General features: G+C 71.4%; 10 protein-coding genes. 7 read left to right on the top strand and 3 right to left on the bottom strand.

Annotated features, from left to right (window positions below):
* The first annotated feature begins 135 nt into the window (after positions 1-135).
* From OTB19_RS19400 to OTB19_RS19380, 5 genes are all read left to right on the top strand, one after another.
* Positions 136-1,050, top strand: coding sequence for a sugar phosphate isomerase/epimerase family protein (locus OTB19_RS19400; RefSeq protein WP_267799543.1), 915 nt, complete (start codon positions 136-138; stop codon positions 1,048-1,050).
* 20 nt (positions 1,051-1,070) lie between these two features.
* Positions 1,071-2,084 carry a Gfo/Idh/MocA family protein gene (locus OTB19_RS19395; protein ID WP_267799542.1) on the top strand — a complete coding sequence of 338 codons (1,014 nt, stop codon included), beginning with the start codon at positions 1,071-1,073 and terminating at the stop codon, positions 2,082-2,084.
* 262 nt (positions 2,085-2,346) lie between these two features.
* A complete protein-coding gene (locus OTB19_RS19390; protein WP_267799541.1) occupies positions 2,347-2,547 on the top strand; it encodes a helix-turn-helix transcriptional regulator in 201 nt (66 codons plus the stop codon).
* Positions 2,548-2,677: 130 nt separating this feature from the next.
* Positions 2,678-2,911 carry a heavy-metal-associated domain-containing protein gene (locus OTB19_RS19385; protein WP_267799540.1) on the top strand — a complete coding sequence of 78 codons (234 nt, stop codon included), beginning with the start codon at positions 2,678-2,680 and terminating at the stop codon, positions 2,909-2,911.
* A gap of 89 nt (positions 2,912-3,000) precedes the next feature.
* Complete coding sequence (locus OTB19_RS19380) at positions 3,001-5,286, top strand: heavy metal translocating P-type ATPase (protein ID WP_267799539.1); 2,286 nt, start codon at positions 3,001-3,003, stop codon at positions 5,284-5,286.
* Positions 5,287-5,676: 390 nt separating this feature from the next.
* Here the strand turns inward: OTB19_RS19380 and OTB19_RS19375 are convergent, their stop codons facing one another.
* Positions 5,677-6,966 carry a citrate synthase gene (locus tag OTB19_RS19375; RefSeq protein ID WP_031149943.1) on the bottom strand — a complete coding sequence of 430 codons (1,290 nt, stop codon included), beginning with the start codon at positions 6,964-6,966 and terminating at the stop codon, positions 5,677-5,679.
* 182 nt (positions 6,967-7,148) lie between these two features.
* A complete protein-coding gene (locus OTB19_RS19370) occupies positions 7,149-9,395 on the bottom strand; it encodes an ATP-dependent RecD-like DNA helicase (protein ID WP_267799538.1) in 2,247 nt (748 codons plus the stop codon).
* A gap of 291 nt (positions 9,396-9,686) precedes the next feature.
* Between OTB19_RS19370 and OTB19_RS19365 the strand changes: the two genes are divergently transcribed.
* A complete protein-coding gene (locus tag OTB19_RS19365) occupies positions 9,687-10,229 on the top strand; it encodes a DUF937 domain-containing protein (RefSeq protein ID WP_267799537.1) in 543 nt (180 codons plus the stop codon).
* 106 nt (positions 10,230-10,335) lie between these two features.
* A complete protein-coding gene (locus OTB19_RS19360) occupies positions 10,336-10,866 on the top strand; it encodes a GNAT family N-acetyltransferase (protein ID WP_420716863.1) in 531 nt (176 codons plus the stop codon).
* Here OTB19_RS19360 and OTB19_RS19355 read toward each other — a convergent pair.
* Positions 10,817-11,752 (bottom strand): EamA family transporter, encoded by a 936-nt coding sequence (locus OTB19_RS19355; RefSeq protein WP_267799536.1) that lies wholly within the window; start codon positions 11,750-11,752, stop codon positions 10,817-10,819. The genes OTB19_RS19360 and OTB19_RS19355 overlap by 50 nt on opposite strands.
* Positions 11,753-11,809 lie beyond the last annotated feature (57 nt).

Genomic DNA, 11,809 nt, shown 5'->3' with positions numbered 1-11,809 from the left:
ACCACCTCCGACCTGGACGATCTCCTGGCCAGGCTCGACCAGCACACCGCCGATCACCCAGAAGAATCCTCCGCCGCCAAGGCCGCGTGATCAACCCCCGAAGGACTTACGACGCAGACCACTAAGGTGGCCGCCATGACGTCCTCCCCGCCCACGTTGACCCGTATCCGTGTCGGTTCGGCTCCGGACTCCTGGGGTGTCTGGTTCCCCGAGGATCCCCGGCAGACTCCCTGGCACCGCTTCCTCGACGAGGTCGCGGACGCCGGGTACGAGTGGATCGAGCTGGGCCCGTACGGTTACCTGCCCACCGATCCCGTCCGTCTCGCCGACGAGACCGCCAAGCGCGGCCTGCGGGTGTCCGCGGGCACCGTCTTCACCGGACTCCATCACGGCCCCGCCGTCTGGGAGGAGACCTGGGAGCACGTGTCGCGGATCGCGGCGCTCACCCGGGACATGGGCGCGGCCCATCTCGTCGTCATCCCCTCGTTCTGGCGTGACGACAAGACCGGCGAGGTGCTGGAGGACCGCACGCTGACGCCCGCCCAATGGCGTGATCTGGCCGCTCAGACGGAGCGGCTGGGGCGGCAGGTCCAGGACCGCCACGGGTTGCGGATCGTCGTCCACCCGCACGCCGACACGCACATCGACACCCCGGAGAACGTCGCCCGGTTCCTCGACGCGACGGACCCCGCGCTGGTCTCCCTGTGCCTGGACACGGGGCACTACGCGTACTGCGGCGGGGACAGCGTCCGGGCGGTGGAGACCTTCGGGGAGCGGATCGGCTACCTGCACCTGAAGCAGGTGGACCCGGCGGTCCTCGCCGAGGTCGTGGCGCAGGGGCTGCCCTTCGGGCCGGCGGTCGCCCGCGGGGTGATGTGCGAGCCGCCGTCGGGGGTGCCCGCGCTGGAGCCGGTGCTGGCGGCCGCGCAGGCGCTCGGCGTGGACCTGTTCGCGATCGTCGAGCAGGACATGTACCCGTGTTCGCCGGACCGGCCGCTGCCGATCGCCCGCCGGACCCGTTCCCACCTGCGCTCCTGTGGCGCGCGCTGACCTTCGAGAGGACGTGTGACATGACCGACTCGCTCGGCATCGCCGTGATCGGCACCGGGAGGATGGGCGCCGACCACGTCCGTCGCATCGGCCGGACGGTCGGTGGCGCCCGCGTGGTGGCGGTGGCGGACCCGGACGGCGATCGCGTCAAGGAGGTCGCGGGCGGCCTGGTCGGCGCGAGCGCGCACACCGACCCGGAGGCGGCGATCGCCGCGCCCGGGGTGGACGCCGTGCTGATCGCCTCCCCCGGTCCGGCGCACGAGGAGGCGATCCTGCACGCCCTGCGGCGGGGGTTGCCGGTGCTCTGCGAGAAGCCGCTGACCCCCGATCCGGCGGGCGCGCTGCGGATCATGGAGGCGGAGCAGCGGTTGGGCCGCAGGCTGGTCCAGGTCGGTTTCATGCGGCGGCACGACGCCGAGTACGAGCGTCTGAAGGAGTTGCTGGACGCGGGCGGGATCGGGCGGCCGCTGTTCCTGCACTGCCGGCACCGCAACGCCGCCTCGCCGTCCTTCTTCACCAGCGACATGCTGATCACCGATTCCGTGGTGCACGAGGTGGACGCGGCCCGCTGGCTGCTGGGGCAGGAGGTCACGGCGGTGACCGTCCTGTCGCCCACCCCGTCGGCGGCCGCCCCGTCCGGGCTGAGCGACCCGCGTCTGGTGCTGTTGGAGACGTCCGGCGGCGCGATCGTGGACGTGGAGATCTTCGTCAACTGCGGTTTCGGCTACCAGGTCCGGTGCGAGGCGGTCGGCGAGTCCGGCAGTGCCCGTATCGGTGACGGCCACGCGATGGTCGTCGAGTCGGCCGGCCGGTGGGGCGGGGAGATCACCCAGGACTTCACCACCCGGTTCGCCGACGCGTACGACCGTCAGTTGCGGCGGTGGGTGGCCGCGGCCGCGCGGGGCGGGGTGGCCGGGCCCGATGCGTGGGACGGGTACGCGGCCGCCGAGGTGTCCCGGGCGGGGCTCGCCGCGGCGCGCGGCGGGGTGCGGACGCCGGTGGAGCTGGTGGAGCGGCCCCCGCTGTACCGCTGACCGCCGTACGGCCGGCCGCCGTACCCCCGACCGGTCATTTCATCCCACTCGACCCCTGTGCCGCATCTGTCACGGGGGTCGCCCTTGTGTCACACATATCCGCACTACGCGGGTTTTCCGTCACAGGGGCGCGACAGCCCCTCCCCCACGCTCACTCGGCGTCGTTCTTCGGGCACAACCCGAGTGATCGTCACTGTCCACGCGCCGGCTCCCCCGACGGCCTCCCGGCCGGCCCCGCGGCGTGGACAAGGAGGTGTTGTCGATGAGCGACCGACAGCTGTGGTCGTACAAGGAGATCGCCGCGCACATCCGGGTCCAGCCGGACACCGTGCGCTCCTACCGCAAGCACGGACTGCTCCCGGCCCCGGACCACGTGGAGGGAGGCAAGCCCTATTGGTACGCCGACACCATCCGCACCTGGGTGAGCCGGCGCCCCGGCAACCGGGGGCGGCGCGACGATTGAAACGGTCGACGGAGGCCGAGAACACTCGCGTCAATACCCCCTAGGGGTATAGTCTCGAAGTGACGGGAGCACGGTGGAGTACACGCCGCCGCTTCCGGCGACCGCACACGCCCCCGAAGAGGAGAACGACATGAGCGCCGAGACGGACACCCAGACCACCACCGTCTACCGGGTGACCGGCATGACCTGCGGGCACTGCGAGGGCGCGGTGACCGGCGAGCTCACCGCTCTGCCGGGCGTGTCCTCGGTCAAGGCCGTCGCCGCCACCGGCGAGGTCACGGTGATCTCGACCGCCCCCCTCGACGAGGACGTCGTGCGCGCCGCCGTGGACGAGGCCGGCTACGAGCTCGCCGGCCAGGCCTGAGCCCCCCACCCCCTCGGCAACACCCGCCGGGTCGTACCGGCCGACTCATACCGGACCCGTACGACCCGGCCCTCCCCCCGGAGCCGGACATGAGCGGCAGCACAGTGCACGACGGACCCGCGACAGCGGCCGACACCACCGAGACCGAACTGACCATCGGCGGCATGACCTGCGCCTCCTGCGCCGCCCGCATCGAGAAGAAGCTGAACCGGATGGACGGGGTCACCGCCACGGTGAACTACGCCACCGAGAAGGCGAAGGTCTCGTACGCGGGTGACGTGCGGGTGGCCGACCTGATCGCGACGGTGGTCAGGACCGGGTACACCGCCGAGGAGCCCCCGCCCCCGGAGCCGGCCCCGACGGCCGCCCCGACGGCGGCGGAATCCGACGCGCGGCCGGCGCCCGACCCCGAGCTGTCGGCCCTGCGCCAACGGCTCCTGGTCTCCGTCGCCCTGGCCCTGCCTGTCGTGCTGCTCGCCATGGTTCCCGCGCTCCAGTTCGACAACTGGCAGTGGCTCTCGCTCACCCTGGCCGCCCCCGTGGTCGTGTGGGGTGCCTTCCCCTTCCACCAGGCCGCCTGGACCAACGCCCGGCACGGTGCGGCCACCATGGACACCCTGGTCTCGGTCGGCACCCTGGCCGCGTTCGCCTGGTCGCTGTGGGCCCTGTTCTTCGGGCACGCGGGCATGCCCGGGATGCGCCACGGCTTCGACGTCACCATCTCGCGCACGGACGGCTCCTCCGCCATCTACCTGGAGGTCGCCGCCGGGGTCGTCTCCTTCATCCTCCTCGGCCGCTACCTGGAGGCCCGCTCGAAGCGGAAGGCCGGCGCCGCCCTGCGGGCCCTGCTCGAACTCGGCGCCAAGGACGTGGCCGTGCTCCGCGGGGGCACCGAGGTGCGGATCCCGGTGGGCGCGCTCGCGGTGGGCGACCGGTTCGTCGTCCGGCCCGGCGAGAAGATCGCCACCGACGGCACCGTCGTCGAGGGCGCGTCCGCCGTGGACGCGTCGATGCTGACCGGCGAGTCGGTGCCCGTGGACGTCGGCGTCGGCGACGCCGTCACCGGCGCCACCGTCAACACCTCCGGGCGCCTGGTGGTGGAGGCCGGGCGGATCGGCTCCGACACCCAGCTGGCCCGGATGGCGCGGCTGGTCGAGGACGCCCAGAACGGCAAGGCCGAGGTGCAGCGGCTGGCCGACCGGGTCTCCGGGATCTTCGTACCGGTCGTCCTGCTGCTCGCCCTCGGCACCTGGGTGACCTGGCTGCTCGTCACCGACGACCCGACGGCCGCCTTCGGCGCCGCCGTGGCCGTCCTGATCATCGCCTGCCCGTGCGCGCTCGGCCTGGCCACCCCGACCGCCCTGATGGTCGGCACCGGGCGGGGAGCCCAACTCGGCATCCTGATCAAGGGCCCCGAGGTGCTGGAGTCCACCCGCCGGGTGGACACCGTCGTCCTCGACAAGACCGGCACGGTCACCACCGGCCGGATGACCCTGTCCGGCGTGCACGCCGCCGAGGGCACCTCCGAGGAGGAACTGCTGCGCCTGGCGGGTTCGTTGGAACACGCCTCCGAGCACCCGATCGCCCGCGCCCTGGCCGACGGCGCGGCGCGCCGGGTCGGCGCCCTGCCGGTCCCGGAGGGTTTCGAGAACCTGGCGGGGCTCGGCGTGCGGGGCGTGGTGGACGGACACGCCGTACTGGTGGGCCGGGAGCGGCTGCTGACGGAGCAGGGGATCACCCTGCCGGAGTCGCTGGTCGGGGCCAGGGCCGCGGCCGAGACCGCGGGCGGCACGGCGGTGCTGGTGGCCTGGGACGGGGCGGCGCGCGGGGTGTTGACCGTGGCCGACGCCGTGAAGGACACCAGCGCCGAGGCGGTGGCCCGGCTGCGCGCGCTCGGTCTCACGCCGATCCTGCTGACCGGCGACAACAAGGCCGTGGCCGAGGCCGTGGCGGCCGAGGTGGGCATCGACGAGGTGATCGCCGAGGTGCTCCCGCAGGACAAGGTGGACGTGGTCCGGCGCCTTCAGGAGCAGGGCCGTACGGTCGCCATGGTGGGCGACGGGGTCAACGACGCCGCCGCGCTCGCCCGGGCCGACCTGGGGCTGGCGATGGGCACCGGCACCGACGCGGCCATCGAGGCGAGCGACCTGACGCTCGTACGGGGCGATCTGCGGGTGGCGGCGGACGCGATCCGGCTGTCGCGCAGGACCCTGGCCACCATCAAGGGCAACCTGTTCTGGGCCTTCGGGTACAACGTGGCGGCGCTGCCGCTGGCGGCGGCCGGCCTGCTCAACCCCATGATCGCCGGAGCGGCGATGGCCTTCTCTTCGGTGTTCGTGGTGACCAACAGCCTCCGGTTGCGGTCGTTCCGATAGGGGATCTCCTTCGCACCGTGCGCACATCTTCTTCACGGGAGACGCAGATCACAGTGATTCGAACGTAACCATCGGGCGGTTGCACGGGTCTAATGGGGCGATGCCAGGAACGTCTTGGGGGACGTTCGCGGGAGGTCTTGGGGGACGTCCCGAGGCATCAGCCGGCCGGGACGCGTGCTCAACGGGGAGCTTTGAGCGGCCCTCCCGACCCGTACGGGTCCCGGCAAAGCCCCATTGGAGTGCCCCGACTCGGCACTCCTCGCCGACGCCTCGGCTCGGGTCCCGTGGGGGGAATCCGTTCCGGGGAAAGGAAAGCGCCCCGACCGTCGACCCGTGGGGGGATCGACGGCGGGGCGCTTTTCGTACGTTCGCGCGGCTCTTGACCTCGGGTCAGCGGGCCTCGACCGGAACGAAGTCGCGCAGGACCTCGCCGGTGTAGATCTGGCGCGGACGGCCGATGCGGGAGCCGGGCTCCTTGATCATCTCGTGCCACTGGGCGATCCAGCCGGGAAGGCGGCCGATCGCGAAGAGCACGGTGAACATCTCGGTCGGGAAGCCCATGGCCCGGTAGATCAGGCCGGTGTAGAAGTCCACGTTCGGGTAGAGGTTGCGCTCGACGAAGTACTCGTCGGCCAGCGCGTGCTCTTCCAGCTTGAGCGCGATGTCGAGCAGCTCGTCGCTCTTGCCGAGCGCCGAGAGGACATCGTGGGCCGCCGCCTTGATGATCTTCGCCCGGGGGTCGAAGCTCTTGTAGACGCGGTGCCCGAAGCCCATGAGGCGGACGCCGTCTTCCTTGTTCTTCACCTTGCGGATGAAGGCGTCGACGTCGCCGCCGTCGTTCTTGATGCCTTCCAGCATCTCCAGAACGGACTGGTTGGCGCCACCGTGCAGCGGACCCCACAGGGCCGAGATGCCGGCGGAGATCGAGGCGAACATGTTCGCCTGCGAGGAGCCGACCAGACGCACGGTGGAGGTCGAACAGTTCTGCTCGTGGTCCGCGTGCAGGATCAGCAGCTTGTCGAGCGCCGACACCACGACCGGGTCCAGGTCGTACTCCTGGGCCGGCACGGAGAAGGTCATGCGCAGGAAGTTCTCGACATAGCCGAGGTCGTTGCGCGGGTAGACCACGGGGTGGCCGACCGACTTCTTGTACGCGTACGCGGCGATCGTCGGGAGCTTGGCCAGCAGCCGGATCGTCGAGAGGTGGCGCTGCTTCTCGTCGAACGGGTTGTGGCTGTCCTGATAGAACGTCGACAGCGCGCTGACCACGGAGGACAGCATCGCCATCGGGTGCGCGTCACGCGGGAAGCCGTCGTAGAACCGCTTGACGTCCTCGTGCAGCAACGTGTGCTGGGTGATTTCGTTGCGGAACGACGCGAGCTGGTCGACGGTCGGCAGCTCCCCGTTGATCAGCAGGTACGCGACCTCGATGAAGGTCGAACGCTCGGCCAGCTGCTCGATCGGGTAGCCGCGATAGCGCAGGATTCCCTGCTCGCCGTCGAGGTAGGTAATCGCGGACTTGTAGGCGGCGGTGTTGCCGTAGCCACTGTCCAAGGTGACGAGCCCGGTCTGGGCCCGCAGCTTCGAGATGTCGAAGCCCTGGTCACCGACGGTGCTCTCGACCACCGGGTAGGTGTATTCACCGTCCGCGTACCGGAGTACTACAGAGTTGTCGCTCACGTCATCCCTCACCGACGTAGTGCCTCTTCTTCGAGGTGCCCTGACTGCCTCTACCTTCCCCCATTTGGCACAGGAGAGTGCACTCGGGGTCGGCCTTTGGTGGCTTTGACGGCACTGAGTGCCGCCAACCTGCTCATCCTGCCCGCTCCGGACGGCGGCGGGAACCCCAAATGATCGATCATTTAGGTGATGTTTCCCACCGGTATCCGGCCGGACAGTCTGGGTGCCACCGCCGTGAACCTCCTGCCTGCGGAAACCGTACGCACCGCCTGGCCGAGGGCCTTCCGTGACCCGACCAGGACGACCAGTTTCTTCGCCCTGGTCACCGCCGTGTAGAGCAGATTGCGCTGGAGCATCATCCAGGCCCCTGTGGTGACGGGGATCACGACGGCCGGATATTCACTCCCCTGGGAACGGTGGATGGTGACGGCGTACGCGTGGGCCAGCTCGTCCAGCTCGGAGAACTCGTAGCCGACCTCCTCGTCCTCCTCCGTGCGCACCGTCAGTTTCTGTTCGTCCAGGTCGAGGGCGGTGACCACGCCGACCGTGCCGTTGAAGACACCGTTGGCGCCCTTCTCGTAGTTGTTCCGGATCTGGGTGACCTTGTCACCCACCCGGAAGACCCGGCCGCCGAACCTCTTCTCGGGCAGGTTCGGGCGGGCCGGCGTGATGGCCTGTTGCAGCAGGGCGTTGAGGTTCCCGGCGCCGGCCGGGCCCCGGTGCATGGGTGCGAGGACCTGGATGTCCCGGCGCGGGTCGAGGCCGAATCTGGCCGGAATTCGACGTGCGGCGACGTCCACGGTGAGCCGGCCCGCCTCCTCGGTGTCCTCCTCCGGGAAGAGGAAGAAGTCCGGCAGGCCGTCGGTGAGGGGCGGTACGCCGGTGTTGATGCGGTGCGCGTTGGTGACGACGCCCGACTGCTGCGCCTGCCGGAAGATCCGGGTCAGCCGTACGGCGGGCACCGGCCCGCCCTCGGCGAGCAGGTCCCGGAGCACTTCCCCGGCGCCGACCGAGGGGAGCTGGTCCACGTCTCCGACGAGCAGCAGGTGCGCGCCGGGAGCGACGGCCTTGACCAGTTTGTTGGCGAGCAACAGGTCCAGCATCGAGGCCTCGTCCACCACGACGAGATCGGCGTCCAGCGGGCGCTCCCGGTCGTACGCGGCGTCCCCGCCGGGTTTCAGCTCCAGCAGCCGGTGCACGGTGGAGGCCTCGGCCCCGGTGAGTTCCGAGAGGCGTTTCGCGGCGCGGCCGGTGGGCGCGGCGAGCAGCACCTTGGCCTTCTTCGCGCGGGCCAGTTCCACGATCGACCGGACGGTGAAGGACTTGCCGCAGCCGGGGCCGCCGGTGAGGACGGCGACCCGGCGGGTGAGGGCGAGTTGGACCGCCTCGCGCTGTTCGGGGGCGAGCTTGGCCCCGGTGCGGCCCGCCAGCCAGTCCAGGGCCTTCTCCCAGTCCACGTCCCGGAAGCCCGGCATCCGGTCCTCCTCGGCGTGCAGGAGCCGGCGGACCTGGCCGACCAGCGACAGTTCGGCCCGGTGGAAGGGGACCAGGTAGACCGCGGTGAGGGGGGGACCGCCCTGGGGGTCGGGCACGGGTTCGCGGACCACGCCCTCGGGGTCGGCGGCCAGTTCGGCGAGGCAGTCGATGACCAGCCCGGTGTCCACCTGGAGGAGTTTGACCCCGTCGGCGATCAGTCGTTCCTCGGGGAGGAAGCAGTGGCCCTGGTCGGTGGACTGGGACAGGGCGTACTGGAGCCCGGCCTTGACCCGTTCGGGGCTGTCGTGCGGGATGCCGACGGCCTGGGCGATGCGGTCGGCGGTCAGGAAGCCGATGCCCCAGACGTCGGCGGCGAGCCGGTAGGGCTGGTTGCGCACCACGGAGATGGAGGCGTCGCCGTACTTCTTGTAGATGCGCACCGCGATGGAGGTGGAGACGCCGACTCCCTGGAGGAAGACCATGACCTCCTTGATGGCCTTCTGCTCCTCCCAGGCGGCGCCGATCAGCTTCGTCCGCTTGGGGCCGAGCCCGGGGACCTCGATCAGCCGTTTGGGCGCTTCCTCGATGACGTCCAGGGTGTCGAGGCCGAAGTGCTCCACGATCCGGTCGGCGATCTTCGGCCCGATGCCCTTGATGAGGCCGGACCCGAGGTAGCGCCGGATGCCCTGGATGGTCGCGGGAAGGATGGTGGAGTAGTTCTCGACGCTGAACTGCCTGCCGTACTGGGGGTGGGAGCCCCAGCGGCCCTCCATGCGCAGGGATTCGCCGGGCTGCGCCCCGAGGAGCGATCCGACGACGGTGAGGAGGTCGCCGGCACCGCGTCCGGTGTCGACGCGGGCGACGGTGTAGCCGCTCTCCTCGTTGGCGTAGGTGATGCGCTCCAGCACCCCCTCGACCACTGCCGGTTGCACCGCTCCGTTGGTGGTAGTCATGCCCGAAAGCTACCGGGCGCCACCGACGGCGCGGCGGGGCTGTGGAGAACCGGGAGCCGGGCGACCAGAAGGGGGTCCGGCCTTCCGGCCGGACCCCCTCACGGTTACCCCTCCCTCGTCGGACTTCCCGATCCCCCCAGATCCCCTCCCGGAAGTGCCGACGCAACCTACGACCCACCACACGGGCCGGGGGTTGCACGGCGGTCCACGTCTTTACCTCTCCATTACCCGAGCCGTACGCGAGTGCGATCCGAGATGCCACCCAATCACCTCAGACGTAGCGTTTCAGGCATGAGCGAACCCTCTTTCCAGGACGACGTGCTCCGTGAGCTCGACGACGACAGGCTCACCGAGATCGCGGGCCTCCTCGGCACCGACGCCGCCGGCGCGCGCGACACGATCGCGACCACGGTCGGCGCGATGACCGGTGACCTCCAACAGAAGGTCGAGGCCGACGACCACGACGGCGACGAGGTTCGCCAGGCCGTCGCGGAGGTGGCCGAACCGCCGCTCCAGGGCGTGGCCACGCTCGGCGGCGGGCTGCTCGGCGGCGGGCTGATGGCTGGCGTCCTCGCCAAGGTGAGCAAGCCGGTGGCCAACGCGGTCTCGAAGAAGACCGGCATCCCCGCGCCCACCGTCGCCCGGGTCATCGAGCTGCTGATCCCGGTGCTGTTGGCGGTCTTCGCGAAGCGGGCGGCCGACAAGGGCACGGGGGCGGCCGGCGCCCCGGCCCCCGGCGCGGCGCCGGGTTCGGCGGGAGCGGCTTCCGGGCCGGCGCCGGGCGGCGGCCTCGGCGACGTGCTGGGGCAGATCCTGGGCGGCGGCAAGAAGTAGCCGGCCCGGGTCGCCCGTACGGAGCAGCGCGGGCCCGGGGTGCCGGGCCGTCCTCGCGGGCGGGCCCGGTGTCCCCGGCCCGCCCCGCGCGCTATCCTCGGGCGCCATGGAGCCCCCTGCCGACCACTCTTCCGCGCGGGTGCGACTGCGGGAGCCGGTCCCCGGCGAGTTGGGGTGGATCGTGTCGCGGCACGGCGCCCTGTACGCCGCCGAGTACGGCTGGAACCAGGAGTTCGAGGGCCTGGTGGCCGGCGTCGTCGCGCGTTTCGCCGAGGACCACGACCCCTACCTGGAGCGCGTCTGGATCGCCGAGCTGGACGGCGAGCCCGCCGGCTCGGTGATGTGCGTGCGCGAAGACGGACAGGCCGGCGCCGCGCGACTGCGGCTGCTGCTGGTCGAGCCGAAGGCGCGCGGTCACGGCGTGGGCGCCCTCCTGGTCGACACCGTCGTCTCCTTCGCCCGCTCGGTCGGCTACCGCGAACTGGTGCTGTGGACGAACGACGTCCTGGAGTCGGCCCGTTCCCTCTACCAGCGGGCCGGTTTCACCCTGGTCGCCGAACGGCCGCACCGTTCGTACGGGGTCGCGCTCACGGGGCAGGACTGGCGGCTGCCGCTCCAGGAGCGCCCACCGCGCTGAGGGGCGCGGCGGCGGCCGTACGGGGCTTCGCCCGCGCGGGCGCCAGGGAGGTCAGGCCGACCCCGCCGACGAGGAGCACGGCGGCCAACCAGCGCAGGCCGGAGACGGACTCCCCGAGGACCAGCGCGGCCGAGGACATCCCGAACACGGGCACCAGCAGCGAGAACGGCGCCACCGAGGAGGCCGGGTAGCGGCGCAGCAGGTAGCCCCAGGCGCCGAAGCCGAACACCGTCGACACCCAGGCGACGTAGCCGATGACGGCCACCCCGGACCAGTCCAGGGCCCGCAGCGCGGCCAGGTCCCGCTCGGGCCCCTCCAGCAGCAGCGACAGCGCGAGCAGCGGCAGCACCGGGACGGTGCACACCCAGACCATGAAGTTCAGCGCGTCGGGCGGGGCGGCCTTGCGGGTCAGCACGTTGGACACGCCCCAGCAGGCGGCGGCCGCGACGACCAGGACGAAGCCGAGCACCGGCCCGGAGGCGCCCCCGTCGGCGGCGGCGACGCCGATCCCGGCGAGCGCGACGACCATGCCGATCAGCCGTACCCGGCCGGGCCGCTCGCGCAGCACGACGGTGGCGAGGACGGCGGTGAAGACGGCCTGGACCTGGAGGACCAGGGAGGAGAGGCCGGCCGGCATCCCGGCGGCCATGCCGGTGAACAGGAGGCCGAACTTGGCGATGCCGAGGGCCACTCCGACGCCGATGACCCACTTCCAGGCGACCTTGGGCCGGCCGACGAGGAACACGGCGGGCAGCGCGGCGACGAGGAAGCGCAGGGCGGAGAGCAGCAGCGGCGGGAAGTGGCCGAGTCCGATCTCGATGACGACGAAGTTGAAGCCCCAGACGGCGGCGACGAGAACGGCGAGTGCGGTGTGTACGGGACGCATGATCCGAGCATCGACCCCCGAACCATGTAGCACCAGCGCGGATCTCTTCCGGGATGG

The sequence above is a fragment of the Streptomyces sp. H27-H5 genome, assembly GCF_026627505.1.
Classification (GTDB): Bacteria; Actinomycetota; Actinomycetes; order Streptomycetales; family Streptomycetaceae; genus Streptomyces.
The sequence above is the reverse complement of the archived record's forward strand: the minus strand, read 5'-3'. Positions and strand labels throughout refer to the sequence as shown.